The organism is Acidimicrobiia bacterium, assembly GCA_018057765.1.
GTDB lineage: Bacteria > Actinomycetota > Acidimicrobiia > IMCC26256 > JAGPDB01 > JAGPDB01.
The window spans coordinates 1-25483 of record JAGPDB010000004.1 but is presented as its reverse complement, the minus strand read 5'-3'; the positions used below and the strand labels follow the sequence as shown (position 1 = coordinate 25483).

The window sequence follows — 25483 nt, the reverse complement described above, 5'->3', positions numbered from 1 at the left end:
TTGGCTACAACATTGACTTAATTGATCTATATGCTTGCTGTGCTATTAATTCATGGCCATCAGCATTCGGATGCAAGCCATCACTCAATATGCTAATTGGCTCATTTTCTTCAATTTGTTGTTGAAGGATACTATACACATCAACAAAGTTATGCTTATATTTTTTAGCCAAACCTACTAATACTTCATTATATTTTAAAATAATATCGTTTTGATAACTTGTTGGAGGGTCAATCCATAAACAAGGATTTACCTTATTTTCGTCTACTGGAGTCAAACCTACTATAAAAACTTTTAATTTTAATATTTTCATTTTGTCTAAAACACGAATATAAGCATTTGTAAAATCTTCTATTGAAATATGATTTTTACCAGTATCTAGTTCTAAACGAGAATCATTAATGCCGACTGCGATACCTACAATTATTTCTTCTATATTATCTACATTATTTACTCGGGTATGGTATTCGGATTCCCACCTATTTTCGATCCCTAAAATATCATCTCCACCAATACCAAGTTCTAAAACTGAGTGTTTACTCAAAACAACACCTTCAGCATATTTCTGTGAAAAATCGGAATATATTTTCGACCACAATCGTGACGTCCAGCCTCCACCAGTTTGGTCATCAGCACGATTAGTAATTGAATCACCAAATATTATGATCGTCATCTGGAAACCTCAGATCTATGAATCGGGTAATCATCATATCTAATACAGATTTATTTTCATCACGCATAGTCGCATAAATTTCTCTAGCCATATCATTCATGGTGTCAGGTCGAGCTAATTGGTCAATATCTAACCAATAGCACATATCATGTTCACTAGATAAAATAAGATCATCAACATTTTGACAATTAAATTCCATAATGATTCTTAATGCAGTACGAGTTGGATGGGTCATCAGTTCTGAAACAGGAAATTCGCCAACGTCTAGATTTGTTTCTTCTTTAATTTCTCTTTTAATCGCTTGAATGACGTTTTCGCCCTTGTCTACCCCACCACCTGGAAATTCCCACATTCCAGGGTATGTATCTTTTTTAGATCGTCTAATAACTAAAATTTTTCTACCACTAGCAATAACCGCCGAAACCACTAAATGGTCTTTATCTAGGGATTCGGCATGTTCAATGTATAAGTCATTTAATGCTTGCCACTTTTCGGATTCTGAAACCATTTATATATCTTAGCTTTCCAAGGTTCAACCCGCGAAGCTATTCACTTTTTAGCCAGCTTGGACGTAAGAAAGCCCTCGTCCAGCACCATGGCCTAGAAATGGTGCCGATCCAAAACTATAGACACTACCGTCAGATCTAAAGATCCAATAGCCTGTTCCAGAATCATTACGTTTCATACCAATAGCATCGTTAACATTTAGGCCCCCAAGAGAACCAGCAAATTGAGCATCACCAAAAGCAAAGATACCACCATCACTAGCAACCAACCAATAACCATTACCACTCGGAGTAGGAGTCATCCCAACAATAGGTCGATTCAAATTGATTGAACCAGTCGAACCATAAAATTGAGCATCACCAAAACTAAAGATACCACCATCACTAGCAACCATCCAATAACCATTACCACTCGGAGTAGGTGCCATCCCGACTACAGGTTTATTCAATCTGATTGAACCAGTCGAACCATAAAATTGAGCATCACCAAAACTAAAGATACCACCATCACTAGCAACCATCCAATAACCATTACTAGTTGCAGTTGAGGCAATAGAAATCATGGGCTTATTCAAACGCTGTCCACCCATAGAACCATAAAATCCTGCGGAGCCATATGAATAAACGTCTCCTGCTGATGATACACCCCAAGCACCAGTGCTATAACGATTTGAACTTCCACCAACTACATTATTAATTCCTAAGTTGCTATGTGTGCTTAGGCTAGCTGATCCAAAACCAACTGTAGCTCCATTCGATGCAAAAAATGTATAACCAACTTGAGAGGTGTTAGGTAGTCCAACAATATTATTTGAATATTTATACACTGATGAACCAGAACTATTAGATGCCCTTACTGCAAAATAATTATTTGTATATGGTATGGTTGCAACATTATATGCCGTAGTTCCAGATGATACATCTGCAATTGTGTTGCCACTACTATTGATTATCCGATATGAGTTAGCACCAACGACACTAGACCAGGTTAAATAAGCATATCCATATCCAGTACTCGCATTGACATAACCAGGAGCAGTCGGCACCGAAGATGCAACATTATTAATTGCATCTAAAATATTTGGTAATTTGCGAGTTATACTTGGTGAACCATCGATTATATTAGTACCTGAATTTTGGAATCTTGTTAGCCAAGATGAAACAGTTCCAGAGGGAACAGCTTGTTTGATCAAAGCAAATGCTCCAGCAATAGCAGGGGCTGCCATTGAAGTACCACCCGAATAGGCATATCCATCATCGGGAATACTAGATAGAATATTATCTCCAGGTGCAAAAAGCGATAAAAGAACTCCTGTATTCGAAGTACTAACAACACTATTTCCTGTCTGGGTTGAACCTACTGCAATAGCATCTGTGACACATGCTGGTGCTGAGATTCCATTTTTAGATCCACCATTTCCAGATGCGACTACTGTTGCAATTTTGTAATCGTTTTTCAATGATGTAACAGCATTACCTAAACCAGGAGCACCACCTTGTTCAATTGTATAGTAATCATAAACACCATCACAGGCATTATTGGTCACACCTATGCCACCTAAAGACATATTAACTGAGGCCACACCAGTAGGATTTGCAATAATCCACTGTAGTGCCAGAAGAATATCAACATTTTCTGCCAAAATACACTTCTTTAGAATGCCGGTACTATTATTTCCACAATCTTGACCAGTTGAATATGGAGCAGATGAATATACACCAAAAACTCTAATAGCTATTATAGAAGCACCAGGAGCAACACCACCCGCAGCTTGTGATGGTGCCCCAAGAACATTTTGTCGACCAGCTGCAATACCTGCAACATGTGTACCATGGTAACAACCAGGAATAGAACTGTCACAAGGTAATGCTGAATCGTTTCCAGATTGTGCAGGTGTACCGTCAGGACAAGACCCAACTCCTTGAGTCCTTGGCATTGGCCCAGATGCAAAACATTCTTCGTGTACAACAGCACCATCTAGATATGGGTGGTTTTTGTCAATTCCACTATCGAGTATTACAATTTTTTGTCCTATACCTGTATAGGACGGCGAATGGTTCCAAGCATCCTTTGCATTTAAAATATCAGATGGAATTTGAACTCCCATTGGGGCAAGAGTTGCTTGTGTTTTTAAATCATCAATTGTGTAGCGTTCTTGCAATGAGATAGATTTTATTCTTGAGTCATTTTTTAATTGGTCTAACTGATCAGAAGTTATCTCTGTCGCAACAAGTGGAAAACGAGAAAATTTAGTTGTGAGATCAGCATCTAGATTTATATCATCGATAATGTCATTTTGATCGTTCTTTAATTCACGACGATCACTAGAATTTTTTAAATCTGAATTGGTGTAATCATTTAATTCTAAAATTACAGAAATCTTGTCAGAACCAGATTTTGTAATTGCAATTTCAACTTTTTGCGAAACATTAACATCAGCTTTAATTGCTTGATCAGTTCCATACGAAGGAACTGAGACGCCGAGATATAATACACTGCATAATAATATGCTCAATAGAATCTTTAATCTACTAATAACCACAGTATATTGTCGGCATTTCATACCAAAAGGTTTACATTATAATTAATATATATACGAGAATTTTTGCGAATTAAACGAATCAATTAGCGTGACAAGATTTATACTTTTCAGCTAAATCATCCACAGAAAAATTTTATGCAGACTTTCGGTTACCTTGAAGAATTAATTTTGGCGCACTTCGTTCTAAAATAACATTTTCATCAACTACACATTTTTTAACATCAGTTCGAGAAGGAAGTTCATACATAGTCTCTAGTAAGACTTCTTCCATGATCGCGCGCAAACCACGAGCACCAGTTTTACGCGTTAATGCTTGTGAAGCAATTGCATGTAATGCAGATTCACTAAATTCGAGTTCTACATTATCGTAGCTAAAGAATTTTTCGTATTGTTTAACAAGTGCATTTTTCGGTTCAGTTAAAATTGAAATTAATGCTTCTTCGTCTAAATGATTCACTGTAGCAACAACTGGAAGTCGCCCAATAAATTCTGGTATTAAACCATAAGCCATTAAATCTTCAGGAAGAATATTACTCATAATCTCACTAAGGTTTTTTTCAGCTGTCTTTTTAAGATCGGCACCAAAACCAAGACCACTTCCACCAAGACGAGACTCAACAATTTTTTCTAAACCTGGAAAAGCACCACCACAAATAAATAATATATTTGAAGTGTCTAATTGTAGAAATTCTTGATGAGGATGTTTACGACCACCTTGAGGCGGAACACTAGCAATGGTACCTTCAAGAATCTTTAATAATGCTTGTTGAACTCCTTCACCAGAAACATCTCTTGTTATTGAAGGATTCTCTGCTTTACGAGTTATTTTATCAATCTCATCAATATAGATAATACCAGTTTCTGCTTTTTTAACATCGTAATCAGCTGCTTGAATAAGTTTTAATAAAATATTTTCAACATCTTCACCAACATAACCAGCTTCAGTTAATGCTGTTGCATCAGCAATGGCAAAAGGAACATTTAGCATTCTTGCTAAAGTTTGTGCAAGCAAAGTTTTTCCGCAACCAGTAGGCCCGAGCATCAAAATATTAGATTTTTGTAATTCAACCTCTTCGTCGCCAAAAGTCCCTAAACGAACTCGTTTATAGTGGTTATAGACCGCTACCGACATAACTTTTTTAGCACGTTCTTGGCCAATTATATAACCATTTAGGTAATCTAAAATTTCTGCTGGTTTTGGTAATTCATCAAGATTTACTGCCTCAGAATCAATACGACCATGAAGCTCTTCTTCGATTATTTCATTACAAAGTTCTATACATTCATCACAAATATAGACACCAGGACCAGCTATTAATTTTTTAACCTGCTTTTGTGATTTTCCACAAAAAGAACATTTTAAAAGATCTCCGCTGTCACCAAACTTTGCCACTATTACTTACCTCTTTACTAGTTTGAACTCGCAGCAACTAATGCAGCACTTGAAAGATCACGCGATGTCATAACAGCATCGATCATTCCGTATTCTTTTGCTTCTTCTGCACTCATAATATAATCACGATCAGTATCAGCATGAATTTTTTCTGCAGTTTGTCCAGTTTTTTCACTTAGCAAATCATCAAGTGCGGCACGAATTCTTAAAATCTCTTTAGCTTGAATTTCTATTTCTGTAGCTTGTCCTTGTGCTCCACCAAGTGGTTGGTGAATTAATATACGTGCATTTGGAAGTGCAAATCTTTTACCTTTAGTACCTGCAGCAAGCAGAACAGCTGCAGCAGATGCACATTGACCAATACATATTGTTGCAACATCACATTTAATGAATTGCATAGTGTCATATATTGCAAATAGACCAGTGATTTCTCCACCAGGTGAGTTGATATAAATTGAAATATCTTTATCTGGATCTTCGCTTTCAAGATGTAGTAATTGTGCAATGATCATGTTTGCAACAGAATCATTAATTGGAGTTCCTAGATATATAATTCGGTCTTGTAAAAGACGTGACCATACATCCATTGAAACTTCTTGTCCACGGTTGTTCTTATATACAACTGATGGGTTTGGAATGTAAAAATCGCTCACTTAGGGCTCCTTGTTTAAATTTAACTATTTTCTATTGAACACTTTAGCTTACAGATTTTAACTTTGCTTACACTTTTTAAATTAAATCTATAAGTCCTAGTGAACGTGGTTAGGATCTGAATGGTCATGATCTGCATGATCGTGATCGTGTCCAGAATGTTCAGTAGCGCTAGCGGAGATCATCTCCATAACGTTATTTAACACTGTATCTTCATCGCCACTTAGATCGGTTTTCTTTATGTCTATTATTTCACCATTTTTATCTTTAGCGACAGCATTTTCAAGAACAAACTCTACTGCTTTATTGCGTGCGATATCTTGGCGTATCTGTTTCTCAACACCAGGTTTTGCAAGTCTATTCCTTACTTTATTAATTTTTTCGCCAGAACTTTGAGAATATTTAAGTATTTCATCTTCTACGTCGCTATCAGATGCTTCGATAGCTTCCTGAATCATTATTGCTCGAATTGCAAGGTCTGATTTAATAGCACTTTCTGCATCTTTTTGTACGTTTGCCATAAATTCATCGCGTTCATCTGCTGGCCAAGTTTCCATCACTTGAGCTATTTGATCTCTAGAGATCTTTGATTCTTGTGCCATTTGATCTATACGTGCATCTATTTCACGTTTAACAAATTTCTCAGGAAGCTCTGTTGTAACAATTTCAGCTAATGAATTCATTACATTTTGTTTCAATTGCATTTGCGCTTGGAACGAGCGTAAATTCTCTAGACGCTTTTTTACATCTGCATCATACGTTTCACGCGTTTCGAATTCAGTATTTTCTTTTATCCACTCATCGCTTGCTTCAGGTAGATTCTTTTTCTGAACTTCTTTAATATTGATAGTAAATTCTGCTTCTTGAGTAGCTAGCGCTCCAAAGTTTTCTGAAAGTTCATCTGAGAATGTTACTTCATCACCAACTTTTTTTCCTCGTAAAGCAACATCCATTGCAGGACTAATAAGAGCAGTACCAACTTCATATAAATAATCATCAGCGCTTAATCCGTCTTGTTCTTCTCCATCGATTGAGCCTTTAAGATCGATAGTCACAAAATGACCATCTTGTATTTCCCCGTCAACATTTTCTAGTTCAGCGAAACGATCTCGCAATAAATCAAGTTGTTTATTCACTCCGTCTTCATCAATACTAGGTACGTCAACTTGAACTTCTAATTTGTCATATCCAGTTACTTCAATTACAGGCCGCACATCAACAACTGCCTCAAATATAACATCGCCTTGCTCTTGTCCAGAAGTCAATTTAATTTCCGGATAGTCAATAGGATCAATATCATTTTCGTCTATAGCGACTATGTAGTATTCGCCTAGTGAATCATTTAATGCTTGCTCTCTACCAGCTTCTTTACCAACTTGTTGTTCTAGAATTTTACGAGGTGCTTTACCGGGACGAAACCCAGGAAGTCTAACTTGCTTAGCTATTGTCTTAAAAGCTTGGTCAATAGATTTTTCAAATTCTTCCTCAGGTACTGTAATAGTAAGTCTGATAGAGTTTTCAACTAGGTGTTCAATTTTTGTCTGCATAAGCCTTATATTCTAGGATAATTTTAACGATAATTCACTATCGCAAATCTAATAGGACAACAATATCTAAGTGTTAGTATGGTCAAATGCAAAAATCCAAAAAAACCAGACCAAACCATCTAGAGCCCCATAAGCTAGATAGGCACAATTGGATTAGAGCAGGAGTGCTTGGAACGAGCGATGGCGTGGTCTCTATGACTGCATTGTTATTAGGTTTGTTGGCTGCAAAAGTAACGTTCAACACATTATGGCTAACAGGACTTAGCGCAATAGTGGCAGGTGCATTCTCGATGGCAATTGGCGAATATGTTTCAGTAGCATCACAAAAAGATATAGAGCAAGCAAATATCGACAAAGAAACCTATGAGCTAGAAACGGAACCCGACGATGAATTAGCTGAACTAACAGGAATCTATCGCCATAGAGGTCTATCAAAAGATCTAGCATTAGAGGTAGCAAAAGAATTAACAGCTCACAATGCTTTAGAGGCTCATTTGAGAGATGAACTTGGTATTACCGAATTTGCGAAAGCAAATCCGATCCAAGCCGCTTATGTTTCGTTTATAGCCTTCGCTTTAGGAGGAGCTACCCCTTTCATATTTAGTCTAATATCAAGAAAGTTATTAGATAATAATGTGATTGAGTTGATCAGCCCAGTTATTTTTGTAGGAATTATCTCTCTCGCATTTTTAGGATACTTCAGCGCTCGACTAGGTGGGGCACCAATAAAACCCGCACTTACAAGGATTATGCTCGGAGGAATAAGCGCTTTCGCAGTTTCATCATTACTGGGTATAGCAGCAGGATAAGACAATGATCCAAGTTAGACATTCTCAATGTATTAAACTCTTCATCTTCGGGATGTGGCGCAGCTTGGTTAGCGCGCCTGGTTTGGGACCAGGAGGCCCAGGGTTCGAATCCCTGCATCCCGACCACTTAAGTGGTAATACTTAAGTGAACGGACATATGCAAATATGTTTAAGAGTTGCGGGTGTAGCTCAATGGCTAGAGCACCAGCCTTCCAAGCTGGTGATGCGGGTTCGATTCCCGTCACCCGCTCCACATGCAACAAGTATTTACTTACGCTTATAAGATTTTACTTTCTACTTTGATATTATCTTCATCCTTATTTGGCTCGAATACTGCTTCTAATTCAAATATTTCTAAAAAAGATACTTGTAAAAATAAAAGAATGATTGTTTTTGTGATTGATAATTTGAAATGGTCCGATATTGGAAATGAAACGCCGAATTTAAAAAAAAATATATCAAAGAGCTATATAGCATCGCTCTCTCCTGGCCGAATTAACAAGGTACGTTCACCAATCAATTTTTATTCAACATTTAGTGCGGGTACCAGAACTTTTGATCACGGAGAGAATACTTTTCCAACAAAAATAGGTGAGCATAAATATGACTTAAATTTAAAAAAACTATATGCTGATAATATTAAAGGTACTTATGGGGCGTCCATTGGAACTTTGGGCCACACATTAAAAGTAAATGATATTAGCTATGCGCTTATAGAAAAGGGCGATATTCAAAACTCATATATGATGGTGTCTGATTCAAAGGGCATCGCAAAAAATGTATACAAGGATCTGGATCCTGAAATAAATAATATTTTAAATAAAACTAAGAGATCTGTTTTATTTGTGCATTTAAGTTCCATTTCATTAAGAAGTAGTGATACAGAGTTTAATAGTATTATTGACAAATTTTCTAATGACAAAACAGAGGTATTGATATTAGGGTCTCACTCTTTTGTAGGGAAAGACGAACTTCGTGTTGCATCATTAAATGTAAATAACCAAACAGGAACAATGTTAAGCGGTACAAGACAACGTGATGGGCTAATAGAAATTTCCGATATAACTCCTAGTATTCTTGATCAATTCTGTTTAGGCGATATAGCCAACATTGAAGGAAATGCTGTTACATTAAATAAAAGCCATGATTCTATTTCTAAATTAATAAGAGATCGAATTGATGAGAATAATTCAGGACTATTTAGAAGTAAAATATCCAGTATTACTTCAAAACTATTTGTGGTAATTGGTTCAATTTTACTTTGTTTAAGTATATTATTGAGATCACTTAAAAAATATCGGCCTATAATTCTTAAAATTATTAGTTATTTCTCTTTATTCACTTCCTGGATGTTTCTATCAACTTTTTTTGTAAATATAATTAATCCAGATAATTTACTCGAATGGTTTATTGGGCTAATAGGCGTCAGCTCTATTGGAATTATAATTTCTATATGGCCGTTAAAAAAAATAAACAATAAATCTTATTTTTTGTTTTCTTTTTTCATAATTATGTTAATAGTTGATCTATTTACAAATAATATTTTCCAATCAAATTCAGCATTAGGTTATTCTTTTATTGCGAATTCACGTTCATACGGTTTCTCAAATTTTGCATCGGCCGCATTTTCAATATCATTAATTGTATTAATGATTGGTTTTAATAAAAGATTTTCCAAAATAAATAAAATAAGCAAAATATTAAATGCTTTAATATTATTGTTTGGATTATTTATTATTGGCTATCCTAAATTAGGTGCTGATGTAGGTGGTGCACTTTCTAGCATTCCTGCATTTATAGCCACATATTTATATATAACAAAAATAAAGATAAATATTCTTTTCACTCTATTAGCTGGCTTGATTTGTAGTTCTCTAATAATTATTGTTGGATACATAGACTATTTAAGGCCATCAAATAAAAGAACTCATCTTGGAAGATTATTTAATGACATAAAAGTCAAAGGATTCCACAGTTTAGCCGATGTAATTATAAGAAAATTCTCAGGGATGCTTTATACTTTTGGTTCTACATGGCTATTAGTAACATTACTGTTTATTACGGCGATATTGATATTAAGAAGATATTTGTATATTAATAACAACGTATACATATCATTATATATACTTGCTTTTTTCGGAACTTTTTTAAATGACGCTGGAATCTTAGTTGGCGCTACTGTATTAATTTTGGGATTTTCTTATCTAATGTCTACGAATGATTCTATTAGATCTAAGAAGATGTTAATCTAAAAGTACATGAAAATTACCAAAGGTTTTAGTTTTATATCGCATCACCACAATGCTAAGAAAATAGCTGAGGTTGTTGTTGAAAAAACACAAGAGGCTACTAGTTCGGTAATTGAAAAAGTGACTGAGACTACAACGGTTTCTATAGAAAAAATCGAAAATACAAAAAGTGTCGGAATTTTTGTTTCAACTGGAAAACGGTTTTTTAAAATTAATGGATTAGATCTAGCTGGACTACTAACACTCGAATTTTTCACTACATTAATACCGATAATCATTTTAGGCGCAAGTGGCATAAGTGGTTTTAACAAAAGATTTAATATTGGCGATGCAGTTATCACCAGACTTGGTCTAGTTGGAGAATCAGCAAGAACAGTACATAGTGCATTTCCATCAGGAGCCGATTTAAAATCTTTCTATACTTTTTTTGGTCTATTAAGCTTTCTCATTTGGGGTATTCCAATGGCCATACAAGTTGGACGTGTTTTCGCAGCGTCATATGATTCTCGCCGCTTTAGTCTCGGTTCAGAAATCACTCGAGGCATTATTTGGTTTAATTTATTTTTAATCACATTAGTCTTATCAAACTTCCTACCAGAAAATTCTTCAAACCTATTACATATTGTTCATTTTGTAGTTAAATTTCTAGCGGTATACCTATTTTGGATTTTCACGCCAGCACTACTAGTTAGGGACGGCATTGTAGGTATAAAATTCTTAATGACAATAGGTCTCGCTGGCGCGATTGTCGACTCAATGATTTTACCTATTATTATGAAAACTACAATTCCACTGTTACTTAATAGCTGGGAAGGATTCAATTCAATTGGTGTAGCTATGACTGTTGCTACATGGTGTACGATAACCTCAATAACATGGGTATTAGTGGCGTGTTTTGGTGGAGAATTAGTATCTAGATTTACTCATAATGAAAAAAAACCCTCGCTATAATTTTATCTCCACACAACTTGATTTTGTTTTAATTTGAACTAAAATCGAAAAATGACAAATACCGAAGAAAATACTACTGAAGATCAATCAAGCAAGACAATAAACGCATCATATGACCCTATGGTTGGTCATCCTAAAAGAAACGCGATATTGGCGGTCATGTGTTTGTCACTTGTTGTAATTGTTTTAGATAATTCAATCCTTAATGTTGCAATACCGACTATTAGCGATAAATTAAAGACAAAAGATACAGATTTGATATGGATCATAGATGCATATACAATAATTTTTGCTGGTTTATTATTAACTTGTGGAACTATTGGAGATAAGTTTGGTCGTCGACTGGCTTTACAAACTGGTTTATTTATTTTTGGTACAGCGTCTTTTTTATCTTCATTTGCACAAAATCCGATGCAGTTGACAATAGGTAGAGCAGTTATGGGTATAGGTGGCGCATTAATCATGCCAGCTACACTTTCGATTATCACAAATGTATTTCCACCAAAAGAGCGCGGAAAAGCAATTGGCATTTGGGCGGCATTTGCTGGTGTAGGAGTAGCTATTGGTCCTCTAACTGGTGGTTTTTTAATCGAACATTTTTGGTGGGGTTCAGTATTTATGGTAAATGTTCCATTTGTTGTTGGTGGAATAATCGCAAACTCGATGATGGTTCCAGAGTCAAAACATGAAGATGCTACTAAATTAGATATTATTGGCGCGGCACTATCCATTGTTGGACTATCGTCATTATTATACGGAATTATATTTGGTGCTGATACTAGCTTTAAAGAATCTAATGTGTTAATTGCATTTGTAATTGCCTTTATATCAATAATCTCATTCTTTATCTGGGAGTCAAAAGTCGACCATGCAATGTTGGAATTACATTTCTTTAAAGATAAAAGATTTTCATCTGGAGCGCTTTCGATTACACTACTATTTTTCGCTATGTTTGGGATGAGCTTCTTATTGAGCCAATACTTACAAAGTGTATTGGGATACTCAGCTCTAAAAAGTGGAGTTGGATTTATACCATTCGCGCTAGGAATGATAATAACAGCACCATCAAGTGCGAAAGTCAGTGCAAAAATTGGAACCAAATCCACTGTATTAATTGGTTTATCTTTAGTCTCAGTTGCATTATTCTCAATGACCACTCTTGAGGTTGGAGGAACCTATTTGCATGTTGTTTGGATGATGGTCTTAATGTCTCTTGGTACGGGTCTTACAATGGCTCCGGCTACTTCCGCAATCATGAATTCTGTGCCGAGGGAAAAGGCAGGTGTTGGTTCGGCGATGAACGATACTACACGTATGATTGGTGGAGCACTTGGTTTAGCTATTACCGGATCTATTTTTTCTAGTTATTATCAAAATGCCCTAGATAAAGACATGAAATTATCTTCACTTTTTACAAGTATGGGAAAAAATGGGATGAATGAATCCACGATGAAAGTACTTTCCAATTCAATTTCTGGTTCTATAGGTCAAGCTATTGGTACAGCTAAAGCATATATTAATCCATCTTTAGTGAGTGATGAAAGTGCGCAAGCAGGTATTAATATGATTCCTAAAACAGAGCGAGATCGTATTGCGGCAACTATTATAGATTCATCACGTCATTCGTTTGTGCACGGACTTCATGCTGGAGTGACTGTTGCGGGTATAGCTACACTAATTGGAATAGTTATTGCATTTATACTTATGCCACAAAATTCTATGAGTGAAAACCAAGAAGCAGGACACGCACACTGATCTTAAGCCCGTGTATATGAATCTATTTAGTTGTTGTCGTAGTTTCGCTTGATGGGACTACTATAGTATTCTGTCCTGGTAGCAGAACTGTGCTTGTTGTAGCATTCGGGTCTAATGGAGTTGTAGTTGTAATTGTAGTTGAATCAACTGATTTGAATAGTCCATATATGGCTATTGCCATGTCAGTTAATTGCGTTTCATTCACTAATGTTTTTGATCCCTGCACAAAGAAACATCTATCAGGCATTTTTACAATTATTGTTGGGTCTATTACTTCAAAATAAAATGCTCCAGGGCTGATTTTAGGTATATTTCTTGGATCTTTTGCGTCATCTTTTAAAATATCGCACTGCGCTGATTTACCTAAAAATAATGTTAGATAATTTATTCCACCATTTAACCCACTATAAGTACATCTTTTTAGATCTTTTGAAGGTACGGCATTTACATCAGGGACTATTAAAGCTGCAGCCAATATACCTTTTTTAAAAAATTCGCACGCTTGTGAGTTTGCTGGCGGAAGCGTTGTACTAGTTGAAGTAGTTTTTGATTTGTTTACTGTTTCTTTATTTGTATTTGAGTCGGTACCAAAAAGTATGCCAATTAATATTATTAGTAAGATAATTACTGTAGCTATTATCGCTATCTGCTTTTTCTTACCTTCTAATGTAATCATTTTGGCCTGACATGATTCTTTTATGTTGGGGTGGCTGAGGGGGATCGAACCCCCGACCTCTAGTACCACAAACTAGCGCTCTAACCAACTGAGCTACAGCCACCATATTTTTCGAGTTTATAAACTTGGCTACAAGTTAATATCTCGTGTGTACGGAGCGCGGAAATCGACGCGAACCCTTAGGTTCGAATCATGTTTCAACACTACGAACAAGTGTGTACGGAGCGCGGAAATCGACGCGAACCCTTAGGTTCGAATCATGTTTCAACACTACGAACTCGTGTGCCCGGAGGGAATCGAACCCACGACCTACAGATTAGAAGTCTGTCGCTCTATCCGACTGAGCTACGAGCACTCGAAGGCTAGATTCTAACACTTTTATTCTTGTGCTTTTAACTCGAACATTGACTTAGTTGAGACTTTCGTCTATTTTCATACATATTGTTAAGTTAGTGTATTGAGCAATTCTTCAAATATGATCTTAGGCACTATGCTTCGGATTACTTCTTGTTTCACTTTTGGCATTGGCATTTTCTCAATATCTGATGGATGTATATATTCTCTAATTGGCTCTAAAACATCTATTAGTTCATATGTTGGAAACAGGGATCCGTCTGGTTGTATATAAAACTCTATTGTCTCTCTTGTTATACCTGGTAATTTTAATATGTCACATACGGGTAATAATGAATGCATTATCATCTGAGTATTTTTATCTTCATATTTTGTTTCTAAATATTCTCCATAGCCTTCAAATCTAGCTTTTAAGAATTTATTGCTTTTTTCAAGTTTTGATTGTGTACCTGAATCTAAAGATAAAGTGTTTGTTGCATCGAATGAAGAAATTACTAGATCTTTAGATTGAGAAAATATTACTCTTGCACTGTCAATATCTTTTGCTATTGTTTCTCCAATTGAGACGGTAGTTCCTCGGTAGTTTACTTGTGAAAACATACCTGCAAAAATATTTATTTGCCCGAAATTTGTTTCGTCTAAAATAAGACGAGAAATATCATATAATGCGCCTGATACAATTGTATGATCAGGGTTTATCGAATTTATTACATCGCCATTAAGTTCACTACTCTTATATAAAGGTAGATGTAATTGATCTGCGTATTCAAGTAACGATTTTGCTTCGTCCATACGTTGCTCGATGGATCTTTCACTTCCAGATATCGATATTCCCAGCACTTCTATTCCGGGATGTTTTAATGCAAATAATAATGCTGTTGCTACGTCAGGATTTGTTCCGATTTCAACATCGAACCATACTCTTTTTATCATATAACTAGTCTAAAACTGTTTTTAGCGCCGAGTCGATATCTTCGCTTTCGAATTTATAACCAGCTTCTAGTAACGCTTTTGGTACAACGTTTTGTGATCCTAATAATAATGCCTCTACTAGTTCTGAACCATAGATAATTTTTAGTGGTAATAGAGGTGTTGGCAATATTGTTGGTCGATGCAATGTTGCGCCTAATGATTTCGTGAATTGTTCGTTGGTTACCGCACATGGCGCTACTAGGTTATAGGTTCCCGCAAGCTGTTTTTCGCAAATGTAGATTACTGCGTTGGTCCAATCGTTTTGGGTAATCCAACTCATCATTTGTTTTCCAGAACCTAATCGTCCACCTGCACCTATTTTAAATGGCAATAACATTCTTTTTAATGTTCCACCATTTTTTCCTAAAACTATTCCTGTACGTAAAATAGCTGTATTTATTCCTGCATCCTTCGCTACTTTTGTTTCTTTTTCCCAAGCAATACATACTGAACTAAGAAAGTCTTCCCCAGGTTTTGAATCTTCGGTTAAGAGTTCTTCTCCCCTGTTTCCATAGATACCTATTGCAGATGCACTAATGAATAGTTTTGGTTTATTTTTTAGCCCTGAAAGTGTTTGAGCAATTAATTTTGTCCCGAATACTCGTGAATCTAAGATTTCATTCTTCTGTTCGTTGCTCCATTTTTTTTCACCGATCCCTGCACCTGCTAAATGGATTAGAACGTCAATTTTTGCATCATCTAGTTTCTGGGAGTCCATTTCTTGTTTTTCTATATCAAATCCTATTTCACTCTCATTCTTTGGTGAGCGTGAAATTCGGATGACTTCATGACCTTGTTTTACTAATTCATCTATTAGTGATGAGCCTAAAAATCCATGTGATCCAGTTATTGCAATTTTCATATATACTTTCTACGTTACAGTTATGGTTTTTGGTTGTGCGTTTGTATATTAAATCACTATTTGTGATAGATTTTAACCGCTTTATACACAGTTTATCTTAGATCGATTTTGTATAGAATGCGCGCCGCTAGCTCAATTGGCAGAGCATCAGACTCTTAATCTGCAGGTTCCGGGTTCAAGTCCCGGGCGGCGTACCAAACCATTCTCTTCGCTATTTTCGTCTATGAAATCTATAAACAACCAGGACTTTTTAGCGGTTCCAAGTTGTTCTCCGTCACAACAAAGTCCCTCGGGGTAGATAAGTTGTTGAAACGCTACTTTTTGTTGGATTTCTAAGCGGTTCCAAGTTTGCTTAAGATCAGTCAACATTGCTTTTGTTTTAACGATTGCATTTGAGAGTTGTTCTTGTGAAATAGACTCATGAGGAATCAGGGAACGTGCCTCTTTTATTTCCTCATCACACTTCGCCTTCTTACGCTCGTATGTCTCCTGGTCGATCTTTCCTTCTAGGTTTGCATCTACAAGACTGTCAATGCGTTGTGTGAGCTTCTCAATGCGCAACTGGAGCAATTTCTTGCCTTTTATCTCTTCTGCAGTTCGCTCATTACATACGTCTCGTGCAACTGCTTCAATTAGGTCAAGTGTTTGCGGTCGAACTGACAATGTGTTTAGCTCCTCTTCAAACAGTGTGTTTAATTTTGCTCTAGGCAGCTTTACGGTTCGACATTCTTTATTTTCACACCTGTAATGACCGTATTTCTTTCCGCCTCGCCCAGTTGATTCACTACCCGTAAGTGGCCTGTGGCATGCAACGCATTTGATGAATCTTCTCAACGGGAATTTATGGTTCAATCGAGGATGAACTACATTCCGTTGTGACGATTTTTTCCTATTTACTATTTCGTACAGATCACGCGAGACAATTGGCTCAAAATCCCCTTCGATCTCAATTCCCATGTTGTCAATTATCCCCGCATATCGAGGGTTTTTGAGAATGTTATTAAGTGATTGCTTAGTCAACGTATTGCCTTTACGAGTTCTTAACCCACGTCTTTGAAGTTCGATCAGAATATCTGCTTTTGATTTTCCTTTTGCAACTTGCTCAAATGCATAGCGTATATGTTCGGCCTCTTCTTCCACGACAAAAAGGCTCGGCGATGTTTTAGGTAAATTGCGGATGTAACCAAGAGGCGCAGCCCACATCCACCTACCTGCTTCCAAGCCTTTTATCATTCCCGTAGCTGAACGCTCGCCTCGTGTTTCATTATCGAACTGCGCAAGTCCAGCAAAAACAATTTCAACCAGCCTTCCGGCTGGCGTGTCGTCAACAGGCTGATCAATCGAATGCAGCTTTACACCGTGTTGCAAGAGCTTGGCTTTAACCCCTGTATGGTCTGCCGCATTACGTGCAAACCGGTCAAAGTTCTTGACAATTACTAAGTCAATGTCTTAATTTTTACTCGTACAAAGGTTGATCATCTCCATCAATTGAGGTCTATTTGCACTTTTTGCTGATTCACCTTCTTCACGAAAAACTTTCGTAAGACGTATGCCTTGCTCTTTGCAGTGTTGCTCTATTGATTGCTTCTGAGCATCCAATGAGTAGTTCTTTACTTGCTCATCAGAGCTAACCCGTATATATCCAACAGCCTTCATTTTTGTACCTCACCAATCTCTTCATCCAACATCGAATTTACAAAACCCCTGAGAAGGATTTGTAAGTCCCGTATATCGTTGTTGCTTAATTCTTCTTTTACTCCGAGTATCTCTCGGCATCTTTCTACACTTAGCATGACGTGCCTTATCCCGCGTATCACTACGCGTTATCAGACCGTTACGCTGGTGCTTCCAGTAGCTCCGGTTATGTTTTTAGTTTCAGCTAAATAGCCTGCTGTTTTTGGCTCAGCTTTTTAGCTTTTCCCTTTTTGAGTAAAGGTTTGCTCAATGCGAACTGTTTCCCCATCTCTATGTGTGATCAGAATATTTTGAAAATCGCTCTGAGCTAATAAATCATTGACATCACTGTTTACATCGCGATCTTGTGAAACTTTCAGGGTCTTTATTTCCCCGCTGTCCATTGCAATCTCAATTTTTGTTATGTCTTCAGTTCGTACATGTTTCAACAGTTGTGCTTCTAAGTTATTTTGTATTGTTGTACCTTTACGCACTGCAGCCCTTAACTGAAAACCGCTATCCGTTAGTTCTAAATCCACATCTGGCTTTAAAGTCTTTACAAGTCGTTGGACAAGGGGTGTCAAGTTAAGTAGGCAATAGCCTTTTTGTTTTTCTGTATGAAAATATCCCAAGCTAAACATGTCACTTATTTCTAATTCAGTATCTAAAAGAAACGTCTCGTCAAAATCAGTTATTAACCATATGCTCGTTCCAAGTAATGAAATCTTTTCAATGCAATATCGAAAATGGTCGGCTCCTTCTTGCAGCATGAAATCTTTGATGTACTTTAACTTTTCTACAGGAATGCCATATTGCTTCCTTAACTCGCTCATAACCATGACGACAAATACTTCACGCGGTGTGTAATTACGCCAACCTGCACCTCTGTCATCATCCTCAGGTAATGCACCGCGAGATTCCCAGTCGTTTAATTGACGGTAACTCAACCCTGCATTTTCACGCACATCGCTGGCTTTAAGAGCTACATCTTCATCGATACGAGCTGCCTTCTCAGTCATAGCTTTACTATATCAGATTATACCGTAGTGTTCAATTTAATATCAGTTGTTCACTTCAAGTGTTCAAATGATTCATTATGAGCTAATGAAAGAGGCTCGTACATTCTTCAAAAGTCTTCGGTTTTAATTCATTCCATTTCGACTGTTTTATATACATTGCTTCGTATCTGACTTTAGATTGTCTTTTATTCACGTCCATGCACCACTCTTGAAGCCGATCAAACTTACGGATTGCATCAGAATCTTCCCTTCCTTTGGTTTCAACGACATAAACAGTTTTGTCGGCAGTTCTAACTAGGAAATCAGGGTAATAGTTTCCGATTGAGCCATCTTCTTTTTTGTATTCGATTCGCAATGCAGAAGCTTCTTTATTCTGATGGTTCTTAGTAAACGCAATTACGTCACTAGTTTTCTCGAGGAACTGTGAAAATTCGAGTTCGAATCCAAAATCACCCACCACACGATTAAATATAGATTTTTTGGCCAGTAAGAACGGCTTGTCGTTCACGACAAAAGGCCGTGAGTCACTAATTTTTATATATCTCTTGATTTCAGCTTCTCCGCTATCTCTAACAATTAGAGAGTTGATTCCTTGCTTGAAAGCATCTTTGATAACGGCAACATTCGAAACATTCGATAGATTTGTAAGAACGTTCAAATCCGTAAGATCAACTTGGGTTTCGAACAAGTAATTCTGAATGAAATCTTTGACCTTTTCAAAAAGTATATTATGCCCACTAAATAACCTAAGTTCACGCATGATTCCTTGGACGAAAAATCCTATTACACTTTGATAATCCGGGGTCACAGTTCCGTCAAAGACTGTTGTATGGTGAAAGCTCTCCGCCACGACATCTTCGAAAACAATCTCACGCTTTTCTTCTTCAGAGTATATTTTGATAGGTGATTTCTTTATTTCGAAAGTAGAAACATCCAAGTCTGAAAGATTTTTGTACTCTCGCTGAATCCTCGGTGACATGACCGGTATTTCGAAATCGAGTTCCTCAATGTTCTTGTCATCGTTCTCTGAATCGACTTCGATTACTGCGGGTGCGATTGGTTTCGATGTCGTGCCCATTGGACGATGGTCCAAAATAACGCCTTCACCGTTAATTGAACTCACAAACTCCATAAATGAAGGCGTTCCAATAATGCTTACGTATTCGTCAACATCATCAAATCCGAAAAACATTCGTCTCAGACCACGTCCGAGGGTCTGCTCAGGTAGTATTTTTGAATCTGCTGCATAAGGCCGTAGTCCAACAATGGTCGTTACGTTCTTTACATCCCACCCCTCTTTAAGCATCATTACAGAGACTATGACTTTAAAAGGGCTCTCCCAACTATCAATTTCATTTGCTTGTCTCCTAAGTAAATCAAGCTCCTCTTTTTGCTTTCCGGTAGTTGACTCAGATATAACACCTGTTTTGTTTGTATGGATAGTAAGCACTGAATCACGTAGTTCGTGAAAACTAGTTCTTATATAGTTCGCTACATCATCACAGTTTTTAGTGTCATCCGTCATTATGAATAACAAAGATTTTTTGTTCATTTTCTGATGGACTTCGTAAGTTTTCTTCCATTCTTCTAACCCAAGATTGATAAAATCACGATATTTCTCGCTAAAAACTGAGCTTTGGTTTTCTTTTAGCCGACTTTGACTTACAGCATCTGGGACTACAGGCTTTTTAACAATCTTCTGATGTATTGCTTCCACTAGCGGATAGTCAGATATTGTTTGAACAAATATTGAGCCATCGCTCTTCTTTGGCGTGGCTGTTACATCCAACTGTAATGACAAAGCTGAGCCTTTTTGTTTGAGCCGGTTATCGATGTCCTGGATAGACTTAAACCAGGTTGATTTAGCATCCCAAATATGGTGAGCTTCATCATTAATGACAACCAATTCATCAATATCTCGAACGATGTCTCCCAAATCAATTTTGCTGTCATTTGTTTTTGCTACAGGTTTGCCCCCAAGAAAATATTCTGACAAGTCTTCATCATCAAAACTGGGCTCTGAATAGTCGCTCGCATAGACTCGGTGAATATTGGTTAAAAATATGTTTCCGTCATGCGACACATTTCGCACCTCGTCTTGAAGATGCAAGGTTACTTGGAAATCATCTTGCCAATTTCGCCCATCATAACCATTGTCAGGCAGAACTGGGTCTTGGTGGAAAATTTTCAAACCCTCAAAATCATTTTTAATACGCTCAAAAACAATTACATTAGGAGCGATCAAAAGAACATTTTTTGCGAGAGCTGAATCAGGTTCATATTTCTTGTGAAAATATACCCAAGCAACGACCAAACTCATTACCTTTGTTTTTCCCGCACCAGTAGCCATCTTTACGACAAATCGGAGCCAGTTTTCATCGAACATCCCGGCACTAACCCGCCCTATAGTGTCGTAACGAATGAGGTCAACTTTGTCTTTAACTTTTGCCACTTCATAAAGCCATATCACTGTTTCAATTGCTTCTCTTTGAGCAAAGTAATAACGAAAGTTAGAAGCTTCCTCATGTGTGTCATAAAAAAGATGATTTTCTTTAAACCACCAATTGAGTAACGATATTGAAGTCTCACTTGCACCTGCATAGTTGGCTTTTCGCCACGCATAAACTTCTTTCCTGAGCTGCGCGACTAACGGGGGCAGTAGCTTTTCATGACCCTGATCCCTTAGGTCTTCATCTGCAGGAAACCATCTGATTTCGGGTTCTAATATCGCGTATGGATCTTGAGGGAAGTCTTTATGTAAAGCCACTTTTAGCCTTCCACATCAATAACTTTGGTCGTATCGTTTCCGAAAATATCAACGACTTTGACTGCGACTTTTCTTTTACCTTTGGTGATTTGTCTGATGGCAGATGCCAGCTCTAATTCCCTGTTCTTTTTCGTTCTAAAACTTTGCCATTCATTGTCGAAAATGTAGTCACCTGTCCAAACTTCTTTTTCTTCACCAGCTTCTTCGACTAAAACGATTTCCTTACGACTTTGAAAATCAAAATCAATAGCCCAATAATCAATCCAGTCGCTCCATTTTTTTGTCAAAATCTCTTTCGAAACGTCACCAGATTGTTTATTTTTCGAGACCTTCACAACCTGGCCATTTTCGACAATGACTTTCGAACTTCCTGGTTTTAATTTTTCTAGTGCTCCATCGTCACTATCTTGACTGTAGAAAACCGAAAAATCCGTCAACTCAATAGTCAACTCTCGATTCTTTGCCGTACCCTTCACAATAGGTTTAACCTCAATAAAAGCAACATCATAAAACTTCACATGTCCACGCTCTACGGCTTTCTTATCAAAAACCTCACGAGGAATAACTTTAAAGGCAATGTCAACACCCTTTTCTCCATATTCAGAAAAATCAACACCCATCTCATAATCAAATCCAAGTACATCAACTTTGGTAATATTTTTTTCTATGCATTCAGCGAAGATCGATTCAATCAGTTCAGCTGATACCGGGTAGTTAATTGGGCCGATTGCAATTAGGCGATCTCGTTTCTTGCCAACAATATTTGAGAATGACTCAACAAGTTCACCACCGAACGCATTAAGAATAAGTTGAACAAACTCTTTTTCTTTTCGTTCAGCCTGTTTTACTCGTTCCTCGGCTCTCAAATCATCATTAACAGAAATAAAACTTTCTCGCTCATATCTACCGATATTGAGAATTTCAAATGCCCTGAAATCTTTGCCCTCTTTTTTCATTGAACGCTGGACATCGATCATTCGTTTCCTTGTTGTATGAATTGAGAACTTCCCTAAATCAGAACCAATCCATTTGCGATTCAATTTCTCGGCAACCGCAAGAGTTGTCCCAGAGCCTGCAAAGAAATCAGCAATTAGATCACCTTCATTAGAGGAAGCTTTGATGATTCTTTCCAGCAACGACTCTGGTTTTTGAGTAGGAAAATCTACACGTTCAGTTTTGTCGCGTTGAGAAATAATTCCAAAGTCCCATACATCATCGGCATTTTTCAGTTCGTCTGTGTAGTACTTGTATACTTTGCCGCCTGCTCTTACTTCTTGAAAGCGTCTACCGTCTTCATCTGTTTTGAAGTATCCTCCAAATGTTCCTTCATCCGTATTTCTTTCATCTCCAGCTTCCTTGCCGTTGTAGATATAATCCTCTGAATTTCGAGAGTACCAATACACGGTGTCGTGCTTTCGGTTGAACCAGGACCTGGCACGGCCTCCACCGTTTTTGTAATACCAAATGATCTCATTTTTTAGATTTGCTACACCAAAAATTTCATCGAGAATCAGCTTCATGTATGAGGATACCCGATAATCACAATGCACATAAATGCTTCCATTATCAGAAAGCAAATCTGCCATTATCTGCAACCGCTCATAGATCATTGCGTTAAAGCTGTCAACGCCTTTTCCCCAAGTATCCCTGTATGCGACTTCTTCAATTACAGAAGGCTTCTTGGTTAAAGTCTCCTCATCTATTCCTTCACCGACCTTAATATCGATTGAAAAATCTGCACCTACATCAAAAGGTGGATCAATATATATAAGCTTGAGGCCTCCTTGTGCTTCAATTTCTTTTCGCATTGGGCCATTTTTCAGAGAAGAAAGTATCAGCTTGTTATCTCCCCATATAAGCTTGTTTGTCCACCCGTGGATTTGACGGCCGCTGTCGTCAAAAAGCGTGGCACTCATGTTGATTTTGTCTTCACCTCTTGGTTCATCGATCTGCTCAATTACCTGAAACGGAAGAACTGTGTTCGTCACTTCACTTGTTTTGCCATTCCAGACAAGTTCAATCTCTCGTTTGTCATCAAAAAGCAGAAACCGGTATTTCTCAGGCAGAGGTTTGCCAGCTTCAAGATATTGAATAATATCCCTTTTCTCATGTTCACTTAAAAGCATTCTGTCTCCTTCGACCAATGTATTTTAGGTTAAATCGTGCCAAGTTACTTGAATAAACAAAAATTAAAGAGCCCTTTCACGACAGCTATTAGGTGTTTCGAACCAGAAGATTCACTATGAGTCAAAATGTCTACGCAAAAACGAGACTTCGATATGGGAGAATATAGATAAAGAGCAGAAAAACCAAGGAGCGAAAGCATGGTACAGCAACATATGGACTTACTAATGCATTTTGAAGGCCGTTTATACGACCGCTTTGAACAAAGCTTCAGTAAGTGGCACGTTGGAGCAACAAAGTTATACAAAGACCCAAATTCGATACCTATGCTTAAAATTATGGGCGAAGTATTGTCCCAAGATGCCACAGAACTTGTTCGTTACTATTTCGTCCGCAAAATTCACTCGTGCTGGTTACTACTTCAAAGTGTATTTATTTCAATTGCTTCAAACAATATTGGGTCTACGCAAGTATCAATTTTTCCAATACTGAGAACAGAAATTGAGCAATTAGCGAAGATAAACTGGATTATTGGTGATACCTTATCAGTCACAAACGATGAAGGAATCAGTAAATTCAGTGCTAGAAAAGTAGGAGAACCCGGGGCGATTCAAGAGATTTTTAAACGTACCGCAAAAATTGAGCTTTGTGAAATTTTATCGGGCTTGAAAGAAGAAGAGCTTTTCCTTGACGACCCTGACATCGAAAGTCGACTACCAAGCAAGATAGATGCAAAGCTCACTTCGTCTATAAAAACTGTTAAAGAACTCTTCGAGGACTTAGACCTAGATATTCACAGCGAAAGCTACATTGAGTTATACGATTATATAAAAACTAAAAAAGTTTTTGGATTTGGCGTACCTGATCGCACATCTTTAGTTTCCAACTTCATTAAAAAGTATTATTCAATGAGCAATGTAGCCGTTAAAGCAAGGAAGCCCTACGCAAACTTCAGTTTCCTTTCACATTCCCCTGACTACGCAATTCTTCAATATTCAAAGATAAAAACGATAGGTGGTCAAAAAGCACTCGCAGTTTCATTACATCCAAGCATTTTGGACAACTTGATGATGGCTCAAACATTCCTTATAAACGTTGTTTGTTGGAATTATTTGGTTTATGGCTTAAACGACGACTATTTCTGCAAAGAAGTGATCAAGCTCAACAAGCTTCGAAACGAGTTTATAGATGCACTCCAAATAGATATATAGACCTTATTAGTCATAAAGAAAACATTAACCTATTCATTGTATCCTCATGATCTTTGCGTTTTTCATCTAACAGACGTTCCATCTCCAATTGCTCCGGATCAGCCGGACCTATAGGGGAAATAGAACCATTTAGATAGCCAATACCCTTTAATACTGAGAGTGCTACCTTCGCATCACCACTTTCTAGTGCATCATCAACAACAGATAACGACTTTTCAGCAAGCTGCACTAAACGTGCGTTAGTTGCATCTCTCAACTCACGAGCCTTCTTGTTTTTCTCAGCTTCAAAGTTGACATCGCCTTGCCATCTGTAGATTGTTGACCGGTCTACGCCAATCTCTTTAGAAACAGCTGTAATTCCTTGCCCTTGAAGAAGTAAGTCCAAAGCCATAGTTTGCTTAGGAGAGAGTTCTATATCTGTAGCGTTTTGATGCATTTCGTTGTTGCTAGTTCTCTTACTCATTTCTGATTCCAGTCTGTAGCAGTAGTCATTGACGAAGTTAATATTTGCGGGTTATAAGGTTTATATCCCTCTTCTTCTTCATTTTTCACGAACTGAGCAAGCCCATTTAAACCATAAATCCACTCCTCAAAACGGTTCCAATCAGAAATGGTTGGGTGTACCAATTTATATTTTATAGTATTATGTCAATATGACTTTCTCAATCCTGGCGATTTCTGATGATAAATCTGAGATTGGTATTGCTGTGCAGTCCAAGTTTCCTGGCGTTGCTACTAATGCAATAT

At 37.3% G+C, this 25483-nt stretch carries 22 protein-coding genes and 5 tRNA genes; 8 read left to right on the top strand and 19 right to left on the bottom strand.

Features of this window, described 5'->3' with window-relative positions; translation table 11 throughout:
• Positions 1–4 precede the first annotated feature (4 nt).
• The 6 genes from KBF89_02615 to tig all read right to left on the bottom strand — a co-directional run bounded on the left by KBF89_02615 (position 5) and on the right by tig (position 7313).
• Positions 5–673 (bottom strand): hypothetical protein, encoded by a 669-nt coding sequence (locus KBF89_02615; protein ID MBP9115214.1) that lies wholly within the window; start codon positions 671–673, stop codon positions 5–7.
• Complete coding sequence (locus KBF89_02610; protein MBP9115213.1) at positions 651–1181, bottom strand: NUDIX domain-containing protein; 531 nt, start codon at positions 1179–1181, stop codon at positions 651–653. Before KBF89_02610 ends, KBF89_02615 begins: the two co-directional genes overlap by 23 nt.
• A 48-nt stretch (positions 1182–1229) precedes the next feature.
• The gene (locus KBF89_02605; protein MBP9115212.1) at positions 1230–3695 is read right to left on the bottom strand and encodes a S8 family serine peptidase; all 2466 of its coding nucleotides are present in this window, start codon (positions 3693–3695) and stop codon (positions 1230–1232) included.
• Positions 3696–3855: 160 nt separating this feature from the next.
• On the bottom strand, positions 3856–5115 hold the full coding sequence (clpX, locus tag KBF89_02600) for an ATP-dependent Clp protease ATP-binding subunit ClpX (GenBank protein MBP9115211.1): 1260 nt from the start codon (positions 5113–5115) through the stop codon (positions 3856–3858).
• A 17-nt stretch (positions 5116–5132) separates the two neighbouring features.
• Positions 5133–5702, bottom strand: coding sequence for an ATP-dependent Clp protease proteolytic subunit (locus tag KBF89_02595; protein ID MBP9115210.1), 570 nt, complete (start codon positions 5700–5702; stop codon positions 5133–5135).
• A gap of 162 nt (positions 5703–5864) precedes the next feature.
• Positions 5865–7313 (bottom strand): trigger factor, encoded by a 1449-nt coding sequence (tig, locus tag KBF89_02590; GenBank protein ID MBP9115209.1) that lies wholly within the window; start codon positions 7311–7313, stop codon positions 5865–5867.
• A gap of 86 nt (positions 7314–7399) precedes the next feature.
• Here tig and KBF89_02585 point away from each other — a divergent pair, with 86 nt between their 5' ends.
• The 6 genes from KBF89_02585 (at position 7400) to KBF89_02560 (ending at position 13077) form a co-directional block, all read left to right on the top strand.
• Positions 7400–8122 (top strand): VIT family protein, encoded by a 723-nt coding sequence (locus tag KBF89_02585; protein ID MBP9115208.1) that lies wholly within the window; start codon positions 7400–7402, stop codon positions 8120–8122.
• Positions 8123–8170: 48 nt separating this feature from the next.
• A tRNA-Pro gene (locus KBF89_02580) sits at positions 8171–8248 on the top strand.
• Positions 8249–8300: 52 nt separating this feature from the next.
• A tRNA-Gly gene (locus tag KBF89_02575) sits at positions 8301–8375 on the top strand.
• Position 8376: 1 nt separating this feature from the next.
• Positions 8377–10374 (top strand): hypothetical protein, encoded by a 1998-nt coding sequence (locus tag KBF89_02570; GenBank protein MBP9115207.1) that lies wholly within the window; start codon positions 8377–8379, stop codon positions 10372–10374.
• 6 nt (positions 10375–10380) lie between these two features.
• Positions 10381–11322: a hypothetical protein gene (locus tag KBF89_02565; GenBank protein MBP9115206.1), complete on the top strand. Its 942-nt coding sequence runs from the start codon at positions 10381–10383 to the stop codon at positions 11320–11322.
• Between the two features lie 51 nt (positions 11323–11373).
• Positions 11374–13077 (top strand): MFS transporter, encoded by a 1704-nt coding sequence (locus tag KBF89_02560; protein MBP9115205.1) that lies wholly within the window; start codon positions 11374–11376, stop codon positions 13075–13077.
• A 22-nt stretch (positions 13078–13099) separates the two neighbouring features.
• On the opposite strand, the gene KBF89_02555 is transcribed toward KBF89_02560, so the two are convergent.
• The 5 genes from KBF89_02555 to KBF89_02535 all read right to left on the bottom strand — a co-directional run bounded on the left by KBF89_02555 (position 13100) and on the right by KBF89_02535 (position 15941).
• Positions 13100–13753 carry a hypothetical protein gene (locus KBF89_02555; GenBank protein MBP9115204.1) on the bottom strand — a complete coding sequence of 218 codons (654 nt, stop codon included), beginning with the start codon at positions 13751–13753 and terminating at the stop codon, positions 13100–13102.
• 26 nt (positions 13754–13779) lie between these two features.
• A tRNA-His gene (locus KBF89_02550) sits at positions 13780–13856 on the bottom strand.
• Positions 13857–14034: 178 nt separating this feature from the next.
• Positions 14035–14108 (bottom strand) — tRNA-Arg (locus KBF89_02545).
• A gap of 89 nt (positions 14109–14197) precedes the next feature.
• Complete coding sequence (locus KBF89_02540; GenBank protein ID MBP9115203.1) at positions 14198–15040, bottom strand: hypothetical protein; 843 nt, start codon at positions 15038–15040, stop codon at positions 14198–14200.
• 4 nt (positions 15041–15044) lie between these two features.
• Positions 15045–15941: a TIGR01777 family oxidoreductase gene (locus tag KBF89_02535; GenBank protein ID MBP9115202.1), complete on the bottom strand. Its 897-nt coding sequence runs from the start codon at positions 15939–15941 to the stop codon at positions 15045–15047.
• Between the two features lie 121 nt (positions 15942–16062).
• Here KBF89_02535 and KBF89_02530 point away from each other — a divergent pair.
• Positions 16063–16138: transfer RNA gene (locus KBF89_02530), tRNA-Lys, on the top strand.
• Here the strand turns inward: KBF89_02530 and KBF89_02525 are convergent.
• The 6 genes from KBF89_02525 to KBF89_02500 form a co-directional block, all read right to left on the bottom strand.
• On the bottom strand, positions 16089–17174 hold the full coding sequence (locus KBF89_02525; protein MBP9115201.1) for a recombinase family protein: 1086 nt from the start codon (positions 17172–17174) through the stop codon (positions 16089–16091). The two genes, KBF89_02530 and KBF89_02525, sit on opposite strands and share 50 nt — an antisense overlap.
• Positions 17175–17390: 216 nt before the next feature.
• Positions 17391–17597, bottom strand: a complete 207-nt coding sequence (locus tag KBF89_02520) for a recombinase family protein (protein MBP9115200.1) — start codon at positions 17595–17597, stop codon at positions 17391–17393.
• The gene (locus KBF89_02515; protein ID MBP9115199.1) at positions 17594–17734 is read right to left on the bottom strand and encodes a hypothetical protein; all 141 of its coding nucleotides are present in this window, start codon (positions 17732–17734) and stop codon (positions 17594–17596) included. Before KBF89_02515 ends, KBF89_02520 begins: the two co-directional genes overlap by 4 nt.
• A gap of 117 nt (positions 17735–17851) precedes the next feature.
• On the bottom strand, positions 17852–18634 hold the full coding sequence (locus KBF89_02510; protein ID MBP9115198.1) for a MerR family transcriptional regulator: 783 nt from the start codon (positions 18632–18634) through the stop codon (positions 17852–17854).
• An 82-nt stretch (positions 18635–18716) separates the two neighbouring features.
• Entirely contained in the window at positions 18717–21401 is a 2685-nt protein-coding gene (locus tag KBF89_02505) for a DEAD/DEAH box helicase family protein (GenBank protein MBP9115197.1), read from the bottom strand.
• A 2-nt stretch (positions 21402–21403) separates the two neighbouring features.
• A complete protein-coding gene (locus KBF89_02500) occupies positions 21404–23527 on the bottom strand; it encodes a site-specific DNA-methyltransferase (GenBank protein ID MBP9115196.1) in 2124 nt (707 codons plus the stop codon).
• Between the two features lie 198 nt (positions 23528–23725).
• On the opposite strand from KBF89_02500, the gene KBF89_02495 reads away from it, so the two are divergent.
• Positions 23726–24736 (top strand): hypothetical protein, encoded by a 1011-nt coding sequence (locus tag KBF89_02495; GenBank protein MBP9115195.1) that lies wholly within the window; start codon positions 23726–23728, stop codon positions 24734–24736.
• A gap of 10 nt (positions 24737–24746) precedes the next feature.
• Here the strand turns inward: KBF89_02495 and KBF89_02490 are convergent, their stop codons facing one another.
• Both KBF89_02490 and KBF89_02485 read right to left on the bottom strand, forming a co-directional pair.
• On the bottom strand, positions 24747–25199 hold the full coding sequence (locus KBF89_02490; GenBank protein MBP9115194.1) for a hypothetical protein: 453 nt from the start codon (positions 25197–25199) through the stop codon (positions 24747–24749).
• The gene (locus tag KBF89_02485; protein MBP9115193.1) at positions 25196–25363 is read right to left on the bottom strand and encodes a hypothetical protein; all 168 of its coding nucleotides are present in this window, start codon (positions 25361–25363) and stop codon (positions 25196–25198) included. Before KBF89_02485 ends, KBF89_02490 begins: the two co-directional genes overlap by 4 nt.
• Positions 25364–25483 lie beyond the last annotated feature (120 nt).